Source organism: Paenibacillus sp. LjRoot56 (genome assembly GCF_964253335.1).
GTDB lineage: Bacteria > Bacillota > Bacilli > Paenibacillales > NBRC-103111 > Paenibacillus_E > Paenibacillus_E allorhizoplanae.
Genome location: NZ_CAXURV020000006.1, coordinates 224,106 through 244,003, shown reverse-complemented (window position 1 = coordinate 244,003; position 19,898 = coordinate 224,106). Strand labels below are relative to the sequence as shown.

Sequence of the window (19,898 nt, the reverse complement as noted above, 5' to 3'; positions counted from 1 at the left end):
ATGACTACAAACCCGATGTGCATCCGACCATTGTGTAATTGGCACATTTGAAACCTTGACCTTCGAAACGAGTTGAACTAGTTGGATCTCAGCTTCCTTACGTAAGGCCTCCTTTCCATGAAATAGGTTCCCTGCATCTTAAGATATAGCGGAAATGGATTGCCATGTATATGTGTTTTTTTATTAATTCATGGCTAAATCGATTGGGGAAGCATTTATTTGATGCATTCATAAAAACACATAATTTTTGGCGTCTGAACATATTTCTTTTTCACCGCTCCAAGTACTATTAAGAGAAGGGATTGAGTTGGCGCAACTCATACAAGTAGGAGTTGATTTTTTTGAAATTCGCGGTCGTAAAACAATGCATTACGCCAGATACTCCTGTTTTTTTAGCCGGCTTCGGAACTAGGGATCGAAAGAGCGAAGGGGTGCTGGATGACATCTTCGTTAAAGTTGCCTGGCTTGAAAGCACGGACCAGCTTGTTGTCATTACTTTGGATGCACTTGGCGGGGATCGCAGTTTTGTAACAGACATAAAGAAAGCAATTCGAAAAGTATCTGGGTTAAAAGCCGAGCAGGTGTTGATTAATTTTTCACACACACATTGCTCCGTATTTTTAACAGGAGAGGCACAAGAAGGACGCAGAGGCGGGTACAGCCTTGGGCAAGAGCGATGGCCGGAGAATGACACGGACATCGATTACACGGAGGACATCCGTTATTTTCGTTTTATTCGCGATACGATAGTCGGCTTGGTGAAGCAATGTTCGGAAAACCTAGTAGAAGGTACGCTTCAACTCATGAAAGGGATATCTAAAGCAGGGGTATGTAGACGGCTCATGACAGATGAAGGCCTGTTGTTTAAGCCCAATTTCCAAGCAGAAACAGATCAAGACCTTTTCGTGCTTCAATTCCAGGATTCGCAGGGTGAGCTTAAGGGTCTGTTGTTCAGCTACGGATGTCATCCGACTTGTATTGGGCCGAATAAGATTTCGGCGGAGTTTGTAGGTCAAGCATGCACGGAATTGGAAGCATCGTTTCCGGGTAGCATTGCGATATTTTTACAAGGCTGCGCTGCGGACATAAAACCGCTGAAAACAGTAATTGGAGAGCGATTCAAATCGTGCTCGGAAGAAGAAATGCGAGAAGCTGGGGTGGAATTGGCGGAAGATGTTAAGCGAATCATGTCTGAGTGTGAAGCTGTGCAGCTTACAGGAGAGATGCAGACTGTGGAGTTGGAAGTTAGACTTTTCACTGAGCCTTGGGGGCTTACTGAAATGCTTGCCATCGTAGATGACGAAACGAAAACCGATTATAGAAGACGAGCTGCAAGACGAACGATCGAAGCCATTTACGAGGGCAGAGTGCGCAAAATTCTTCCTTTTACAATCACAGTGTGGGGGCTGAGTGAGGGGTTCCGTATAATCGCATTGGAAGGAGAGGTACCCACTGAATATGCCTTACAGATTAAAAGGTTGTTCACCACAATGAACGTAATGGTATTAGGCTACAGCAACGGAGTTCCTACCTATATACCTACACGTCAAATTTTAATAGAAGGCGGTTATGAAGCGGAGGCATTCGTCCTTCACGGGTATCGCGGGCCTTTCGTACCGGAGAATGAATGGATTATCCTAGGTGCCGTCAAAGAGGCAGAGAAAAGGCTACAAACTCCAAAAGGGGGGCTAATCATAGTAAATAAGTCATAAAAGCACATAACAAGAACTATTTCTTCCATATTCGGATGTCTCTATTTCTTTTAAGCTAGAAGAAACGTAAAACGTTTACGTATAGCCAATATGAAGCAAGGTAAAGGGGGAAAACGCATGAAAAAGTGGTTACCCGCAGCACTCTCAGTCTCGGTGAGTATTTCCGTATTGCTTACAGCATGTAGCTCTAATGATGCGCCTTCAGCTACAGATACTAAAGCAACTGCAACAACAGAAACATCCAAGGCAACAGAGGCACCAAAGGTTCAGGCTACGTTTAACGTTATATCCAACGATGGTGGTTATGCATACTCCAAGACGGCAACAAAAGAGGATCCGTATCACACGGAAATGGCAAGATTATTTTCCGAATTTTCAGGTCAGCCGACTACGATTAAGTATGAATTCATCCCATCGGCCGATTATACACAGCAAGTGACTGTTCGTTTCGCGTCTGGTGACATTCCAGAAGTTGTAACATCGGACTCCATTCTTAACTCTGCACATGCTACTGCGGTGGAGAATGGCATATTCCTTCCATTAAACGATTTGATTGACAAGTACGGTAAAAATATTAAGGCAAAAGTTCCTGAAGCGACTTGGTCCCTTCCCGCTTTGAGCAAAGATGGAAAAATTTACGGGATTCCGAAACTGTTAACTCCAATCAACCCTCAAGCACTTCTGATCCGCAAGGATTGGCTCGATAAATTAGGCATGAAACAACCTGAGACGATGGAAGAGTATCTTGCTTTCTTCGAAAAGGTAAAAACAACTGATCTAAATGGCAATGGAAAAAATGACGAAGTCGGATATGAAATTCGTGGTATGTTTGGATTCAGTAACTTCTTCTTCTATGCGCAAGGTATTTCACCGGGTGAGAATGGAGCGCTTGTTTGGCATGATGTAAACGGCCAGTTCATCCCGGATATTATTAATCCGAAAATGAAAGAAGCTATGTTGTTTTACAAAATGCTATACGATAAAGGCTATATTAACAAAGACTTTATCAACGTGAAAGACGCAGACTGGGTTAAGGCGATTCAAGACGATAAAGTGGCTACTTGGAGTCACGATTTGCGGAATTTGAATAGTTGGACGCCAGATAAATTTGCTGGAAAAAGCGCGAAAATCGACTTGCTGCCAGGTATGAAGCAAGCCGATGGCAAATATATACTCGGTCCAAAAGGAACGGGTATCGCCAAAGTGTATATTCTGACCAAAAACGCGAAAAATCCAGAGCGCTTCGTCCAATTCCTTGACTGGACCTACTCGGATAACGCGAAAAAGGACACATTCTTCCGTTACGGTATCAAAGACCGTAACTACACAGAAGCCAACGGTCAAATTACTTGGGATCCTAAGCTACCTGCAAACGCGAATGAAAAGCTGCAATACCAAACAATGGTGAATCCGTCAGGCGATACACGGATGGATCCTGAAGTGATTAAAAGAGAAGGCGTCATTGATCCTGAGTTGGTTAAAAAAGGCGTGGGATTCGAAGAGAAGAACTTGTTCGAGATTCCAAGTATGAGCATGCCAACGCCAGACACGATCAAAACAAAACCAGAACTTGGTTTCGCTGCTGGTTCATTGTTCCTGGATACTCTTACTCAAATTATGATTGGCAAGATTGATCCTGATAAAGGCTTTGACAATTTCGTTGCTGATTGGAAAAAACGCGGCGGAGAACAGGCGATTAAGGAAGCAAATGACTGGTATGCTAAAAACAAAAAGAAATAATGATGAGCAACTTGAGGGGGAAGTGAAAACTTCCCCTTTCATCTCTAATTTCCATCATTCAAATACGTTACGTTGTACGCTGTTGAGCAATCGAGTAAAGGTGGTATTCTGATGAGCAACACTTCCCTAACTAAAAATATCGCTCCAAATCGGAAGCTTTCACGATTTAACATCCCATTCCTTATTAACAAGATCAGTTCCAATCGGAAGCTGGCTCTATTCCTTATTTGCTTGCCAGGGTTAATACATTTTGCCATATTCAAATATATCCCATTGTTTGGGAATGTGATTGTTTTTCAAAAGTATGACATTTTCAAAGGTATTTTCGGCAGTCAGTGGGTAGGCTTTTTGCATTTTAAGAACATGTTTTCATTGTATGATTTCTACCATCTTCTTAAAAACACCCTAATTATTAGTTTTTATAGGCTATTTTTTAGTTTCCCAGCACCCATTATTCTAGCATTGTTTTTGAATGAGATCAGGCAGATGCTGTTTAAACGTACGATACAGACGTTGTTGTATTTCCCTCACTTCTTGTCATGGGTAATCGTTGGAGGAATATTCTATCAACTGCTTGATCCTCAAGGGATTATTAATGATCTCCTCGCATGGTTCGGTATGGATAGAATCATCTTCCTACAGGATTCTCGGTTTTTCAGAACAATTGTAGTCAGTTCTGCGATATGGAAAGAAGTTGGCTGGGGTATGATTCTTTATTTAGCAGCTATTGCTGGTATCAACCCTAATATATATGAAGCTGCAACAGTTGACGGCGCGAACCGATGGAAGCAAATGTGGTACATTACGCTGCCTAGCTTGATGCCCACACTTGTCATCTTACTCCTGTTGCGAATCGGTCATATCCTGGATACCGGTGTTGAAGAAATCTTGATTTATGCCAACTCGCTTAACCGGAATGTTGCGGATGTGTTTGATGTCTATATTTATCGGGTGGGTATTCAAGGTGCACAATACAGTTATACGACGGCCCTCGGATTTTTCAAAGCAGTCGTAGGACTTATTTTAATTTTTGGAATGAACAAGTTAGCTAAACGCGTAACAGGAGAGAGTATCTACTAAGGGATCTTTTCTTTTGGAGAAAGGAGGACTGGACATTGCCAATTTATAAATCTGAACGATTGTTTCATTTCCTTAACGGATTGTTCTTTACAGTGCTTAGCCTCTCCATGTTTGCTCCTATGCTGCATGTGCTTGCAGTTTCTCTAAGTTCAAATGAATATGTGAAATTAAATCAAGTCTTTATTTGGCCAAAAGGGTTTAATACGTCCGTATATCAAATCATACTTACGCAAGCCCATATGTGGAGGGCTATGGCTGTTACTTGCTTCATTACTATTATGGGGACTCTTGCCTATTTGTTTTTTACCTCTACAATGGCTTATGCGCTTTCAAGATCGATGATGCCAGGTCGTAAACTAATATTGAAACTCATTATTGTAACCTTCATTTTCTCAGTACCGCTCATACCTAAATTTCTAGTCATCAAAAGTTTAGGAATGATCAATACGTACTGGGCTCTAATTCTTCCAGGAGCAGTTGGCGCGTTCGGTGTCATTATTATGAAAACTTTCTTTCAGGGAATCTCATCCGAGTTGTTCGATGCTGCTTCCATTGATGGATGTTCTGAATTCGGAATTTTTGCCCGAATTACGATCCCGTTATCTCTGCCCGTATTCGCGACTTTAGGGCTTTTTCATGCGGTAGGCGAGTGGAACTCATATTTTGATGCTTTGATCTACATCCGAGACAAACAGATGTATCCACTGCAAATTATATTGCGGGGCATCGTCCAGGATAGTCAACTGTCGCTCGAGTTCGACCAATCCCAAATTCTCGAACACACCGTCGAATCCATGAAGTCCGCAGTTATCATTTTTGCAACGGGACCAATCATTCTCGTCTATCCATTCTTGCAAAAATATTTCGTCAAAGGCGCCAATGTTGGCTCTTTGAAGGAATAGGAGGAAATTCCAACCATGTTATTGAACAATGCAGATGTCAAAATAGTGACGATTGCCACGACCCAAGAACAACCAACAATTCATTTTGCCATTCAGGAGCTGTCAGGTTTTCTGCTTCGGATGTCCCCGGATTCTCGTGTAGACACGCTAAAAAAAGTCGTCTATACCGAGGAAGGAACTTCGCACCTCTGGATAGGACTGTTCGAAGAATTAGGAATTCCGCTGCCTGAATTAGATAATCCCGAGCTGGATGATGCCATCTATATCGATGTAACTGACGGAAAGGGGCGCATTGTCGGTTCCAATCCCCGCAGCGTTTTGCTGGGAGTTTATCGATTCCTCGAAGAGGCAGGATGTCGTTGGCTGCGCCCCGGAGCGGATGGAGATTATGTTCCTAAGAGGGCTTTGGACACGATAAACGTTCAGGTTAACGAGATCGCCGCATATCGACATAGAGGGCTTTGTATCGAGGGAGCAGTCAGCATCGAAAATATGCTGGACAACATACATTGGGCGCCGAAAGCAGGCTTCAATTCCTACTTCCTGGAATTCAAAACCCCCTTTACATTTTTTGACCGTTGGTATGGTCATCGGCATAACAAGTACAAACAACCCGAGACCATTACAATCGAACAAGTAGATGCTTTTACGGTGGAGATGGAGCATGAAATCAAAAAACGGGGTCTGCTTTATCATGCAGTAGGCCACGGCTGGACAGGCGAGCCACTTGGACTTCCTTGTCTAGGCTGGGATTCTGTTGATTATACGGTTGAAGAAGAGAAATCTCGTTATTTTGCCTTAGTGGATGGAAAGAGGGAGCTATGGCACGGCGTACCGCTGAATACGAATTTATGCTTCTCCAATCCGGACGTAAGAAGGTTGGTCGTCCAATACGCTGCCGAACATGCGCAAAATAACCCTCAAATCGATATGCTGCATTTTTGGCTAGCTGATGCATTCAATAACCACTGCGAATGTGAAAATTGCGTTAAGGAGCTGCCCTCTGATTTTTATATCATGATGTTAAATGAATTAGACGAGGAATTGTCTATACGAAATTTGAGTACGAGAGTTGTTTTCTTGCTTTATTTGGATCTATTGTGGGTACCCCAAAATGTAACATTGAAAAATCCGGGTCGATTCATGCTTTTATTCGCACCCATTAGCCGAACGTACAGCCGAAGCTACGATTCGGATACATCGGGTATCGAAATCCAACCATTTGTTCGAAACAAACTGAAGTTCCCAACGAACATCCGAGAGAATGTGGCCTTCTTGAAAGCGTGGCAACATTTATTTGATGGTGATGGCTTTACCTACGAGTATCATCATATGTGGGATCATTATCTTGATCCTGGGTATTTCCAAATGGCGGAGATGATCAGTCAAGATGTGAAAAATCTAAAGATGCTTCGTTTAAACGGAATCATCAGTGATCAAACGCAGCGATCCTTTTTCCCAACTGGCCTAGGCATGTATGTGCTTGGAAAAACGTTATGGAACGATGAAGCGGACTTTAAGCAATTAGCTAAAGCATATTTCATTGATTCCTTCGGGGATGAGGGTGAAGCTTGTTTAACTTATTTAAAAACGATCTCTGACCTTTTTGATCCACCTTATATGAGAGGCGAGAAGCCGAGAGTCAGCCGTGAAGCAGCTGACAAATTGCGTTTTGTACAAGAGGTAGTGAACGCTTTTCGACCTGTTTTGGAGAGAAACATAGGTTCTGAGCTCCATCCAACGATCGCAAAATCTTGGGAATATTTACAAATTCATGCCGAAATCATAAGTCTTTTTGCTGGTGCTTTAGAGGCCAGAGCGGATGGTAAGGCAGAGGAAGCGCGACAACTTTGGGCAAAAACGTCCGATTATGTCCAGCGTAATGAAGATCTGTACCAGCCTGTTTTTGATGTATTTCTGTATATTCAAACACTGCACAAGATGTTTGATGATGAAACGAAAACACATTTCGGCGGAGAAGTCACCTAAGCTTATGTCCAACGGGGAATCTTCTTCGGACATACGCTTGAGTCCTAAAAAGGTTGTCCAAAATGAAACGCTTCCATGGTATAATAGGTTTTAAAAAGCTGGTAGGTGGGATTAGGATGGTCCAAATTAGGAAGCTATCGATGCATGTGAAATTGGCCATCCTAGTTCTTGGCTTTGTCTTTATCCCTTTTATAGTATCTGGCATGATCTGGTACGAACAGTCTACTCAAAGTATCGAAAATAACGCGATACACTACAGCCGTCAAATTGTAGAACAAGTTAATGATAACCTCGACTCTTACTTCGTGGAGCTAGATACCATCACTTCACCCGTTTTAACTTCTCCATTAGTGAATCAGTTTATAAATTCAACAAATGCAGACACTTACGATATGTACACTATGAAGAGAAAAATAGACAATGAGCTATTTTTAAATATATTATCGGTACGAACAGACATTATTAATCTCTCCATTGTCTCAGAGGATGGTTTGATCGTGAGCAGCTATGAGGACCGTGGTTCTCTTGAAGCTTTTAGCGAATATAAGGGGAATCGTACAACGAACCGGACATTCAAAAACTTCAACATCGAAGGCGTCCGAAAAGTTAACTCCTCAAATGTGCTTACAATAACGCGCGATTTGCGGGATATCTCAAAAAACAAAATAAGAGCAATGCTCATTATTGATGTGAATTATAAAGTGATTCCTCGTTTGCTGGAAAACGTAAAGCTAGGCAATTCTGATTTAATCTGGGTGATGGATTCGGAGAATCGAATCATCTATCACCAGGATGAAAAGTTGTGGGGCAAGTATGTGAATGAGGCAGTTCCAACTTACACGGGTCTGCAAGGAGAAGAGAAGAGCGGCTTTTATATCGATCGATCAACAGGTAAGAAGAAACTCGTCATTTACGATGATCTTAAATCTACAGGCTGGGTCATTGTGGATGAGCTCCCGCTGGAAGAACTCATCGGCAGCTTGATGAATCTGCGTTATATCACACTTGGAATTGGCATTGTATTAGTTGCTTTGGTTCTAGTAGCAGTTGGGACTTTCACACTCTCCATAACACGTTCATTGCTCCTTCTACAGAAACTTATGCGCAAAGCCGAAAACGGAAATCTGGATGTTCGTGCGCCAGCGCATAAAAGCAAAGAAATTGGCAGCCTGTTCGGCAGCTTTAACAACATGGTCTCCGAAATCAAAAGGCTAATTGAAGTTGTGCATTTAGCTGAGTTGAAACAAAAGGAAAATGAAATTAAGCAAATGGAGTCAAGCCTTCTTATCTTACAGTCGCAAATTAATCCACACTTTCTTTACAACACGTTGGAGGTAGTGAATTCCTATGCCATTGAAGCTGGGGTAAGGCCGATTAGTAAAATGGTGACCTCCATCGCCAAAATGTTCCGTTATAACGTCGGAAATCCACAAAAAACGGTCACACTTTTGGAAGAAATTGAACATATGCAGACATACTTGTCTATTCAAAAAGAGCGCTATGAAGGCCTCAAAGTTGAATGGGATGTTGATGAGGTTGAAGCGATGCAAATTTCCACTGTACGTCTCATTTTACAACCGCTTGTGGAAAACGCCTTTCAGCACGGATACGAAGATCATGGTCGCAAGCCAGAGTACTTGAAAATATCTGGAAGTTTCACAGATGATCGTACGTATGTCATTTCGTTAATTGATAAAGGAAATGGAATGACTCAGGAGACGTTGAATAGGTTGAACCGATTATTTACGGAGGTCACTATTCAACAAATGGTTCGCGAGCATCAATTTCAAGAGAAAAATCTTGGATTGTGGAATGTGCACAGCCGCCTTCGACTTACATTCGGAGAACCATACGGCATATATATCCGTGAGTCAGGGCGGAACGGTACACAAATGGATATTACATTGCCAGGGAGGTAAGGGCATGTATAAAGTAATTATTGTGGATGATGAGCCATCAGTGAAACGCAGTTTGAAGACGATCATTGAGCGGGAAACTTCTTCATTTGAGGTAAGTGCATTTGCCGAGAACGGACAAGAAGCGCTGGATCTTATTTGCGACACCTTACCGGACGTTGTCATAACCGACATTCGAATGCCGGTCATGGATGGGTTGCGACTGGCTGAGGAGATCATAAGCCGTGGGATCCAGACTGAAGTGATTATTATTTCCGGATACAGCGATTTCAGCTATGCAAAATTGGCACTTCGACATGGCGTCTCCGATTATTTACTTAAGCCGCTTGATGTTGACGAAGTATTAAGAGTACTTTCTTTAACCGAGAAGAAACTGGGCAATGAACGTAAAGGCATCATTGAACGGAGTGAATGGATCGCTCTGTGTAAGGTAGAAGCGGAGACATTGGCGAAGCACATGTGGGTCCTCAACGTGGCTGCCGTAGGGGATCAGCTTGAAGGGATACACGAACGGTTGCAGACCTATCGAGCTAATTCAGCGAGACTTAAGGAAATGTTTATTCACTTGTTTTACTTGTTGCAGGCGGAAATAGCAGGACTGAGCGGCAACAGAATTCAATTAAAAACGCTTCCAGACTATGAGTGGAACGGTCAAGCCGAGCAATTGAAACGACATATTGAGTTAGTACTGCAAGGTGCAATGGATGAAATCCGACATATTCGCAATTGGGGTTCGCATAAAAATATGTTGGAATCCGTGAAACAGATCAATCAGAATTTTGCGAACGAATCGTTTTCCATGATGAACGCAGCTGAACTAGCAGGGATGTCGCCTACGTATTTCAGTAAGTCGTTCAAAGAAGAGGTTGGCGTTAGCTACACCCAATATATAGCCAAATTACGAATGGACAAGGCGATCGAGCTATTGAGTGATCCGAACAATAAGGTCTACGAGGTTGCCTATGCGGTCGGCTATAATGAATATGCTCATTTTGCTAAAGTGTTCAAGAAATATTACAAGTTTTCTCCGTCAGAGTACCGCCATTCCTTAGAAGGATGAGGAGGTTGGAAATGCGAACAGTGAAGCTAAGACCAAGCCATTTGGAACGAATTTGTGAACTGTGGAATCGGGAGATAGGTAGCGATTTTCCGCTTCGCACACGTCTATTGCATCAAAACAGCATGAACCATCCGGATTTTTTATCGGAGGGTTCTTTTGTCGTTGAGGAAGAATCGACAGATTATTTGGTAGGTGTTGTCATAAGCAAATTTCAGCGATTAGGTGTGGGTTATATTTCAATGTTGCTCGTTGATTCTCGCTATAGAAATTTAGGTATTGGCGGTACATTGCTCAAAATGGCTGAAAAATCGTTAAACGACGTAGGAATGAGCTCAATTGCACTAGGCGGGGATTCTGGACATTTCTTTCCCGGAATACCCTCCCAGTACGTAGGTATGAAACGTTGGTTTGAAAATCGTGGGTTCAATCAAAGGGGAATCACTTACGATCTGTTAGGTGATTTTCGTAGTAAGCTAATCGTAGAGGAAGTTGTTGGATCTGAAGTCACGTTGTCTGTCGCCGGAGAAGCTGATCGTGAAGAATTGCTCGCTTTCATGCATGTATCCTTTCCTGGGCGTTGGGAAGAGACAACACACCGGTATTTTGCATCAGGGGGGACTGGCAGAGAATTTGTCCTCTTGCGTAAGTCAAATACGATTATTGGCTTCTGCCGCATTAATGACGAAAGTTCCCCCATTCTGGCAGGCAATCAATTTTGGAGTCCATGCTTTCAGGAGCCTTGCGGTGGCATCGGTCCACTCGGGATTGCGGCTCCTTATCGTGGGTATGGGTACGGAAAAGCCATTCTTCTAGCAGGTATGCGAGTTTTACAAGAAAGGAATCATCATCTGATGGTCATCGATTGGACTACGGAGGTCGATTTCTATACCAAAGTAGGGTTTTCCATCTGGATAACCTACAATTTATATGCCAAATAAGATTACTCATGAAAAGACATATTTCCATACAATATGCCATCCCGATTTATGAAAAAATGGAATAAAGTTAGGATATCTCCCAATGGGTAAAAAGGAGGAGTACCGGTCTTGAAGATGAAAGTATCCTGTCACTTAATTACGTGGGAAGAAGATTTCGTTAAAGGGATGGAGGAAGCGTCGTCTCTGGGCTTCCGAGCTTGTGAAACTTTTACAAGAATCGCACTGAAATACGAAGATCGCGTTCATGAATTCAAAGTATTATTTGAGCGCTATGGCCTTGTATTATCCGCGTTATATGGTGGGGGCCGATTCAGCGATGCTTCACAATTCCATGAAACTGTGGCATATAATACGCGAGTCGCTAGATTTGCCGCTCAGAACGGCAGTGATCGAATCGTACTTGGACCGAGAGGACCGCGAACAACGGGAGGTACTACGTTAGAGGAATTAAAGACCGCTGCAAGAGCGATTAATGAATCTGCCAAACGTTGCTACGATCTGGGTGTGCAAGCCTGTGTGCACCCGCATCTGAATACAGAGATTCAAAATGAAAACGAAATTGATGCCATTATGGAAATGACGGACCCGAACTTCGTCTTCTTTTGTCCGGATACAGCCCATCTAACGAAAGCAGGCATGGATCCTGTCACCGTGATGCGGCGTTACAAGGATAGGATTGCTTATATGCATATCAAGGACGTCACTCCGGACGAACCGGATCGTACCAAGTTTCCTGTGTTGTCCGGAGACGAGGCGCTGCCGATTTTTTGCGAATTGGGGTTGGGGTCCATTGATTTTCCAGCAGTAGTTCGTCTTCTGGAGGAAATCCAATACGACGGATGGATGACGATTGAAATTGATCAGTCAACGAGCACCCCTCTGAACAGTCTGATGGTCTGTAGGGACTATGTCGAGCAGAAACTCGGCTTACCTGTTAATAACCGGATGTAAAAGAGAGGAACAAACAATCCATGATCGAATGCGGCTTATTCGAAATTGATATCACACCCCCGCTAGGGTTAGCAATTCCAGGTTATTTTACACTAAGACCTGCCATTGGGATCAAAGACAATCTGTATGTTAAAGCCGTTGTAATTGGCGATGGCAAGAGGTTATCCGCGATCATCGCACTCGATACGATTGGGATAGAGAAGGAAGAAGTGGATGCCATCCGCAAACGGGTGACAGCGGATACCGGAATTCCTGCATCCCATATTCTGGTTGCTGCTACACATACGCATACTGGTGGGCCCATTTACCGTGATCGCGGTCCTGATGGTGACGAGTACACAGCGTACTTAGTCAAGAAGGCTGCGGACGCAGCAGTGCTGGCCTATGGAAACAGAAGAAAAGCCAAAATTGGATTCGCCAAAGGTGAAGAGGACGGGATTTCGTTTAATCGTCGTTATTTTATGCGGGATGGAAGTCTGCGGACTAATCCAGGTTTTAATAATCCAGACATTCTTGAGCCGGCTGGTCCTATTGATTCAGATGTTTTCGTCATTCGATTAGATGGCGAGGACGGCAATCCACTTGGGGTCATAACGAATTTTTCCTGTCATCCTGACACGATAGGTGGAAAACGGTATAGCGCAGACTATCCAGGAGAAATTAGCCGTGTATTGAAAGCGGTTTACGGCAATTCATTCATAAGTCTTTTTCTTAACGGGGCTTGCGGGAATATTAATCATCTTAATTTTATGCATGCCTTAGGACCCGAGCCAGACGCCTTTCGCCATATGGGGAAAGTGTTAGCGGGTGAAATTATCAAGACGAGAGAAAAAGCTTTCACAGAGAATTCGCTACATGTAGAAGGGCGATGCGAGCTGCTTTCACTTGCTGTACGAAAGCCAACCTCAGAGGATCTCCAGAAAGCTGAAGATCTGCTTCGTGCGTCAGAATATCCTGAGAATACGATAGCAATAACAGAGGCGGACTCCTTTTTTGCGAGGCAGCTTCTCACGCTTAGTAAGCGGCAGGAAAAGGAAGTATCCGTTGAAATTCAGGCGCTTCGAATGGGGACGACTGCAATTGCAGCCTTTCCATGTGAATTATTCGTGGAATTCGGTCACGACCTTAAACAAAGATCACCATTCCCCCATACACTAATCGCTGCTTATGCAAATGGTGTCAACGGATATGTAGCAACCCGAGAAGCGTTCGTTCAGGGCGGATACGAGACTCGTTTAACATCTCGAACGCGACTAGCCCCTGACTCCGGTGAACGGATGGTCGACACGGTGCTTGGGCTCTTAAACCAATTGTGCGATTCGGATGGAGGGTTATGAAATTGAGTAAAGCAATATTTACCGACCAAGATTTGGAAAGCTGGGTACGGAATCAAAAAGACCATCTAGTCAAGATACTTATGGAGATGGTAGCCATTCCGAGCGAAAATAAACCTCCCAATGGGAATGAATTGCCCATGCAGCAATACCTCGAGAAGGCGTTAATGGAGCTCGACTTCGATGCAGAATTATACGCATTATCTGACGTAGATGGATTAAGAACGCATCCGGCTTACTGGGGAGAACGCAACTATACGGATCGTCCGAATCTATATGCTTACAAAAAGGGAAAAGGCGAAGGAAGATCACTTCTCTTTGCCGTTCATGCAGACGTTGTGCCAGGCATTCCCGGCAAAACAGCGGAGAACCCGTTTCAACCAGTCATCATTGGGGGGCGTTTGTATGGTCGCGGTTCAAACGACATGAAAGGCGGTACCGCTGCCGTCTTGCTTGCTTTTCAATATTTGCAGGAAAAAGAAGTCCAATTGCTTGGTGACCTTAGCTTCGAGAGCATAGTGGATGAAGAGATGGGCGGTGCCAACGGAACTTTGGCAGGCCGTGTTCGCGGGAATCGAGCAGACGCTGCGATCGTACCAGAACCTACTAACATGCGGGTCTGTGACTCACATATGGGTGGAGCTGCATGGAAGATTAGAGTTCGCGGTAAAGGTGGCATGGGTTTTGGCGGTGAAGAACTTCGAAATCCGGTTTACGGAATGGCACACCTTATTCGAGCTATTGAGAGTTACCAGAATGATATGCAGACGCGTAAATGTTTCGTTACACCAACTGGCGAGTCCCAAAGTCCAGCGGTCGTGCTTTCGATGATCCAAGCTGGGGGCTTTGAGCCTGGAATGGCCGACGGGATCCCAGAAACTTGCATGATTGAAATTTGGGTAGAATGTTTACCAGGTGAGTCGTTCTCAGTCTTGGAGTCAGAATTCATTGGTGCGATACGTTCGTTAAGCTCACAACCAGAACTGGCTGGGCTTGAGGTCGACTGGGAGTTGCTCACCCGATTTCTCCCTGGAAGCCGTGCTGAAACACCACTTACGAACATTTTGCTGCAGCAAGCGGAAGAGGAGTGGGGTATGCCTGTTGGAGCCTATACGGCGCCATTTGCTTGTGACGCATTTATGTTCAATTGTTATTCAGACACGCCAGCTGTCATACTTGGACCGGTTGGAGAGAATGCTCATGCTCCGGACGAGTTTGTTGACATAGAAAGCTTGATCAAGCTTACCAAAATTTATATCACCGCCATTGTTGAATGGTGCGGAGTAGAAATCGGGGGATAATTTCAATGGCAAACAAGTGGGTCAAAGAAGAGATTAGCACAACCGGTGCGCCGCAAAATACGGGGCCTTATTCGCAAGGGATTCGGGTAGGTAATCTTATTTATACTTCAGGAGAAGGACCGTTAGATCCCTTAACAGGGGAGATCGTGGAGGGTACGATCGAGGAGCAGACGCGACTTGTGTTTCGTAACTTAGAAGCGATTCTGAATGCGGCAGGAGCTACCTTGCAAGATGTAGTTAAAGTTACGGCGCATTTGGAAGATTTAAATGATTTTGAACGATTTAACAGTGTGTATAAAGAGCTGTTTCCAGGACCTGTTCGCCCGGTTCGCACAACGGTCGGCAGCCAATTGACCGTACGGGTGGAAGTAGACGTTGTAGCTGTCATACCAGAGGGTTAAGAATCCGAAGGATAAGGCTTTTGACTAGGAGGACTCACAATGAGGCTTGAAGGTAAAGTAGCGATCATTACAGGTGGTTCGCTCGGTATCGGACTGGCAACAGCCCTTCGTTTCGCTAAAGAAGGTGCTAAAGTGGCGATTGCAGGACGCAGCATTACCGCTCTAGAAGAGGCGGCAAATCTTATTCGACGCGAAAGCAGCGAGGTTATGACGGTTCAGGTTGATGTTCAGGCCAAAAGTCAGGTTAACCGATTGGTGGATGACGTTATCGAACGCTGGGGTGCTGTCCATATTTTGGTTAACAATGCGGGCATTTGTGGATTGAGCGCATTCTTAGACATCTCCGAGGAAGATTGGGATGAGCACATGAACGTGAATTTGAAGGGTGCTTTTCTCGTTGGACAGCGAGTTGCTCGCGAAATGAAGGAACGACGGACGGGTGGCTCTATCATTCATATGTCTAGTGTGAATGGTATTAATGCGGAAGCCATGCAGGCGCATTACAATGTGACAAAAGGCGGTATGAATTTGCTTAGCATGTCTATGGCGCTTGAGTTAGCTCCATACGGAATAAGGGTGAATGCGTTATGTCCTGGTTTTATTGAAACTCGACTTACAAAATCGATGATTGACGATCCTCCTGCAATTGCTGATTATATCAAAACGATACCGATGGGAAGGGTCGGTCAGCCAGATGAGATAGCGGATACTGCCTTATTCTTAGCATCAGACGATTCTCGATATATGACTGGGCATAATCTCGTGGTGGATGGCGGTCAAGTCATCAAGCTCGCATGATCAGTTAATCGGCTTTCGAAAAGGCCAAAAGGAAAGGGTGCTACATGGCATGGAGACGCGCGTGGAAAAGTGCAATAACCCAGAAACTTATCCGATTTATCTGGTACATGAACACAATAGCATTTTCGAAGTTACCCAATCAGAGAAATTTAAGGTTGCGGATCTGGGCTTCCGAGCGAAGATTAGTAAACTAAAGGACTCAGATCACGCTATTTCATTCAGTGCCTATACGAAATTAGATCAATTCTGTCTGAATTTGCGTTTTGAGTCTGTCCCTCCCGAAGCCGACGGCGAAGTCGTGCTTTTTTTCGATTTTGGCCATACGCGCAGGAAACGACATGGGGCCTTTTCGCTGAAATTTAAACAAGATGGCAGTGTGGTGTATGAGGAATTCCTTTATGAAATTGAACAGCTTGCGATTCCTTCGGACATTGATTATTCGATTTCTACTTCGGAAGGCTTTGTAAACCTGTCAGTGAGTATGCCGCTAAGGCTTTTGCGGATTGAGTCAACTGAACAGCGAATCCTTGGGTTTAATGCGGTTCGCACATTAAAAAGCGGAGAGGAATTGACGCTGATTACGTGGTCGGGAATTCCAGGCGATCGGCCGACGATGGGATTAGGAATGGGGGATTTACTGCTGACCCGAGGTCTGTCTGATGAGGAGATTAAAACGAGGAAGCATACTATTCAAGCGGAGAGTACGCTCTTTTTTACTCGATGGGTGAAGTGGAAAATACCTGAAGAAATATACGGCTTTGTGACGGAGAAACGTAAGGGATTTACGGCTAGAATATCTAGGGCCGACGTTGAACAGGCTCGTGTGTCTGCAAACACGACACTTTGGGGCGGACGCGTGAAAGAAGAGATCATGCAAATTGCTGATTACTGGGCTGCCAAAAGCGATGATGAGCTGTTCGAGTTGGTACCCGTAGGCAACCCTAGGGCGCTCTCAGTAGGCCAATATTTCGGAGATCCTCTCGAAGGCGGCAAACGAACGGCTTATCAGCTTTGTTTAGAGCGGCCTTATCAATATTACAACCCAACTACCCAAACATGGTGGTATAACGGGATGAAGCTGCAAAACCCAACAACGGGTGAAGAGATCATATTAGACGACGATGGCCAAGGTTTTTTGGCACCAGAAGGATTTCCAAATCCAGGCGTAAGGTATATGTTTACGGCTTCGTACCGTCTATTTATCCTATCGATGTTGATGGGAAATCCATATTGCTCCGTCTTGGAGGATACAAAAGTCTGTGAAGAGACGACTGGCATGAACAACTCTGGTGCGATTAATAATTTGGCTTATGCCTACCTACTGACTGGGGAGAAAAAATATGCCTTCAAAGCTTTACTGTTAATTGGGCGAATTGCCGAATTGGTTCCATATATGAACGGCAACTATGGATCAGGCTACTACGATACGGTGCAAATATCCGAACCGACTACAACGGAATCCCACTGGCTTTCTAACTTCTTTGAAGCAGCAGACTTGCTTTTTGAAGCAGGGGAAGCGTTTCGTTCTGATTTAGAACAGTTTTTTGCAGCCAAACCCGATGCAGAAAATAAGAAAAGAACGGTTCCATTCCATGTGAACGCCGCTGTCCACGAAATGATACCTTACCTATTGTACAGTTGTGAAATTGAGAAAACTCGCGACGCCGACTGGTCTCTGCGATGGATTTATTTACAGTTGCTTATCGCCTCATATATGGGAAGCGGTAAGCTTATGCATCATATTTTGTATGGTGGAAAATATAGCTTGGAATCGAAGTTTCGTAATAACTTTTTCCGAGATGGCCGTTATATTTACGATTCATTGGGCTATATAGCAGCCATCTGTGAGCAAGTGTCCATGATGGCGAACAATAACTACGGGTTCTCCGATGAGGAGTATTTCCCAAATGGTATCGATCTGTTTGAAGACTCGGACTTCAGTCTGAAGCAGGTGATCGGACTGTTTGCGAAGCTTCGTTCAGGAAGCCTGATACCTATGTTTGGCGATACGCTCGCGGATAATGTAGAGCCGATATCTGAGGATCGTCGGAAAGGTAAAATCACCTATACACCTTCCTATGAAATCATTTTCCGCCGTTCGCCATCGCTTCGATCGGTAATAGGTGGACTTTTATCCCGATATAATGAGGAGGAGTTAACCGCCTATCGCATCAGGAGCGTTCGAGATACGAATAATAAGCACTCGTTCATGTTGCTTGCTACGGCGGCCGAGTGGGAAGAATATCAGCAGTATGAAGCAAATTCCGATCAGCTTCAACCTTCCTTCCTTCTGCAAGATTCCGAAACGAGTATGTTCCGTGCAGGTACGAATGCTCACAATTGCAAGCACGTGATGTTGTACGGACAGCCGACCGCAGGACACCATCATGGTGATAAGCTGGGCTTGTGGATTGGGGGCTACGGGTATCATCTGCAAGCATCTGGTGGGAGATATCCGTTTACGTGGCTCAGTCCCAAATATGAGGCGTGGGAAACACATTCGGCTGCTTGTACAGTTGCTATCGTCGATGGTAAAGATCAGTTGCCTTCTTATTCACGGCAAAAAGGTCATTACGAGGGTAATATACTCCAAATGGCAGGACTTGATAATACGATTGCTTACCCGGGAACGCTGTACGAACGTTGGTGTTGGATCGTTCAAGGTCCTGATCAGGAGAATGCCTATGTAGTTGATTTTAATGGGTTATTTGGCGGGAAAACGTTCGATTATAATACGGTAGGATTGGACTGCACACCAGAATCCGTACATTTCGAAGGTGTCGAAGAAACGGAATGGAAGCCTATGGATGGTACACTTGCTGGTTCCAATGTTCCTTTATACAGCAAGTCTGGCTACGGATGGATGAAAGCTTTACGCAAGGCTAAGGTGAATCGACCCGTTTCTTGGACGTTCCCTTATGGAAGTGCGTCCTTGAAAATTCATACAGTTCCTAAAGGGGAGCAGCGCGAACTCATCCTATGCCTAGGAGAAAAGGGCGGGGAGGAAATGCGAAAATCCCGCTGGGAACCCTATGTATTATGGCGGGACGAAGACAACAAAGACGTTGCCAATCATGCAACAGGTTTTATAAGCGTGTTGGAGCCGTTCGAGGGAACGTCGTTCCTGCAAACAGTATTTCCGCTGAAATTAATGTTGGACTCAGCCTCTCATCACCCTATGTCGACTGGCATCGAGATTCGATATGTGGACGGTAAGCATCGTGATATTGTTCTCAGTTCTTATACCGAAGGGGAAAAGGTCTGTTATCGTGACTCCCAAGGTCGTTTCTTTGAGACGGATGCTAAATCTCTAGTACTGCGTTATCGAGATGACCGGCTCGTTCAGCTTGAAGCTGTTCGTTACTCCATTATCCGCACATCGGATGGAGAGTGGACAGCGGACGCGCCTGCCTATCAAGGGATCATAACTGGAGTCGATGCCGAAACCCGAGCTATTCGAGTTGAGCTCGATCGAGTTGACGAGGGCTTGGAACAAGCGTTCCAAGGCCAGGCTGCATTAATTGACTCCTCGGATTACTTGAAGCCATCTGCGTACTACCTTAATGAGACACAGCTTGACGGTTGCACACTTACTTTTCGCTCCGACATGACGCTCATTAAGTTGGAAGAAGGCTGGTCTTCTCCACATAAGCGGCTTGGATTGGGGAATAAACAGGTCATCGAATATCGTGGTAAAAGGGTGCACATGGACGTGAAACCCGGTGATTCGTTCACACTTTCTAATGTACTTCGACTTTTATTAAGTTAATGCGAGT

At 44.5% G+C, this 19,898-nt stretch carries 14 protein-coding genes; all 14 read left to right on the top strand.

What is annotated here, in order from left to right:
- Window positions 1-341 precede the first annotated feature (341 nt).
- The 14 genes from ACSQ8O_RS34410 to ACSQ8O_RS34345 all read left to right on the top strand — a co-directional run bounded on the left by ACSQ8O_RS34410 (window position 342) and on the right by ACSQ8O_RS34345 (window position 19,891).
- Window positions 342-1,712 (top strand): hypothetical protein, encoded by a 1,371-nt coding sequence (locus ACSQ8O_RS34410; protein WP_436245386.1) that lies wholly within the window; start codon window positions 342-344, stop codon window positions 1,710-1,712.
- A 117-nt stretch (window positions 1,713-1,829) separates the two neighbouring features.
- Window positions 1,830-3,452: an extracellular solute-binding protein gene (locus tag ACSQ8O_RS34405; protein WP_436245385.1), complete on the top strand. Its 1,623-nt coding sequence runs from the start codon at window positions 1,830-1,832 to the stop codon at window positions 3,450-3,452.
- 111 nt (window positions 3,453-3,563) lie between these two features.
- On the top strand, window positions 3,564-4,532 hold the full coding sequence (locus tag ACSQ8O_RS34400) for an ABC transporter permease (RefSeq protein ID WP_436245384.1): 969 nt from the start codon (window positions 3,564-3,566) through the stop codon (window positions 4,530-4,532).
- A gap of 35 nt (window positions 4,533-4,567) precedes the next feature.
- Complete coding sequence (locus ACSQ8O_RS34395) at window positions 4,568-5,434, top strand: carbohydrate ABC transporter permease (RefSeq protein WP_436245383.1); 867 nt, start codon at window positions 4,568-4,570, stop codon at window positions 5,432-5,434.
- Between the two features lie 15 nt (window positions 5,435-5,449).
- Window positions 5,450-7,423: a DUF4838 domain-containing protein gene (locus ACSQ8O_RS34390; RefSeq protein WP_436245382.1), complete on the top strand. Its 1,974-nt coding sequence runs from the start codon at window positions 5,450-5,452 to the stop codon at window positions 7,421-7,423.
- 116 nt (window positions 7,424-7,539) lie between these two features.
- The gene (locus tag ACSQ8O_RS34385) at window positions 7,540-9,342 is read left to right on the top strand and encodes a sensor histidine kinase (RefSeq protein WP_436245381.1); all 1,803 of its coding nucleotides are present in this window, start codon (window positions 7,540-7,542) and stop codon (window positions 9,340-9,342) included.
- A gap of 4 nt (window positions 9,343-9,346) precedes the next feature.
- Window positions 9,347-10,399 (top strand): response regulator transcription factor, encoded by a 1,053-nt coding sequence (locus ACSQ8O_RS34380; protein ID WP_436245380.1) that lies wholly within the window; start codon window positions 9,347-9,349, stop codon window positions 10,397-10,399.
- 11 nt (window positions 10,400-10,410) lie between these two features.
- Window positions 10,411-11,337, top strand: a complete 927-nt coding sequence (locus tag ACSQ8O_RS34375; RefSeq protein WP_436245379.1) for a GNAT family N-acetyltransferase — start codon at window positions 10,411-10,413, stop codon at window positions 11,335-11,337.
- Between the two features lie 114 nt (window positions 11,338-11,451).
- Entirely contained in the window at window positions 11,452-12,288 is an 837-nt protein-coding gene (locus tag ACSQ8O_RS34370; protein ID WP_436245425.1) for a sugar phosphate isomerase/epimerase family protein, read from the top strand.
- A gap of 20 nt (window positions 12,289-12,308) precedes the next feature.
- On the top strand, window positions 12,309-13,625 hold the full coding sequence (locus ACSQ8O_RS34365; RefSeq protein ID WP_436245378.1) for a hypothetical protein: 1,317 nt from the start codon (window positions 12,309-12,311) through the stop codon (window positions 13,623-13,625).
- A 2-nt stretch (window positions 13,626-13,627) separates the two neighbouring features.
- Window positions 13,628-14,923: a M20 family metallopeptidase gene (locus ACSQ8O_RS34360; protein WP_436245377.1), complete on the top strand. Its 1,296-nt coding sequence runs from the start codon at window positions 13,628-13,630 to the stop codon at window positions 14,921-14,923.
- Window positions 14,924-14,928: 5 nt separating this feature from the next.
- A complete protein-coding gene (locus ACSQ8O_RS34355; RefSeq protein ID WP_436245376.1) occupies window positions 14,929-15,324 on the top strand; it encodes a Rid family detoxifying hydrolase in 396 nt (131 codons plus the stop codon).
- A gap of 39 nt (window positions 15,325-15,363) precedes the next feature.
- On the top strand, window positions 15,364-16,122 hold the full coding sequence (locus ACSQ8O_RS34350; RefSeq protein ID WP_436245375.1) for an SDR family NAD(P)-dependent oxidoreductase: 759 nt from the start codon (window positions 15,364-15,366) through the stop codon (window positions 16,120-16,122).
- Window positions 16,123-16,171: 49 nt separating this feature from the next.
- The gene (locus ACSQ8O_RS34345) at window positions 16,172-19,891 is read left to right on the top strand and encodes a hypothetical protein (protein ID WP_436245374.1); all 3,720 of its coding nucleotides are present in this window, start codon (window positions 16,172-16,174) and stop codon (window positions 19,889-19,891) included.
- The last annotated feature ends 7 nt before the right edge of the window (window positions 19,892-19,898 follow it).

Bases quoted from the DNA above. Each gene is read 5' to 3' on its own strand.
- ACSQ8O_RS34405 (WP_436245385.1), top strand. From the start codon at position 1,830: ATGAAAAAGTGGTTACCCGCAGCACTCTCAGTCTCGGTGAGTATTTCC.
- ACSQ8O_RS34400 (WP_436245384.1), top strand. From the start codon at position 3,564: ATGAGCAACACTTCCCTAACTAAAAATATCGCTCCAAATCGGAAGCTT.
- ACSQ8O_RS34390 (WP_436245382.1), top strand. From the start codon at position 5,450: ATGTTATTGAACAATGCAGATGTCAAAATAGTGACGATTGCCACGACC.
- ACSQ8O_RS34385 (WP_436245381.1), top strand. From the start codon at position 7,540: ATGGTCCAAATTAGGAAGCTATCGATGCATGTGAAATTGGCCATCCTA.
- ACSQ8O_RS34380 (WP_436245380.1), top strand. From the start codon at position 9,347: ATGTATAAAGTAATTATTGTGGATGATGAGCCATCAGTGAAACGCAGT.
- ACSQ8O_RS34375 (WP_436245379.1), top strand. From the start codon at position 10,411: ATGCGAACAGTGAAGCTAAGACCAAGCCATTTGGAACGAATTTGTGAA.
- ACSQ8O_RS34370 (WP_436245425.1), top strand. From the start codon at position 11,452: ATGAAAGTATCCTGTCACTTAATTACGTGGGAAGAAGATTTCGTTAAA.
- ACSQ8O_RS34365 (WP_436245378.1), top strand. From the start codon at position 12,309: ATGATCGAATGCGGCTTATTCGAAATTGATATCACACCCCCGCTAGGG.
- ACSQ8O_RS34355 (WP_436245376.1), top strand. From the start codon at position 14,929: ATGGCAAACAAGTGGGTCAAAGAAGAGATTAGCACAACCGGTGCGCCG.
- ACSQ8O_RS34350 (WP_436245375.1), top strand. From the start codon at position 15,364: ATGAGGCTTGAAGGTAAAGTAGCGATCATTACAGGTGGTTCGCTCGGT.
- ACSQ8O_RS34345 (WP_436245374.1), top strand. From the start codon at position 16,172: ATGGAGACGCGCGTGGAAAAGTGCAATAACCCAGAAACTTATCCGATT.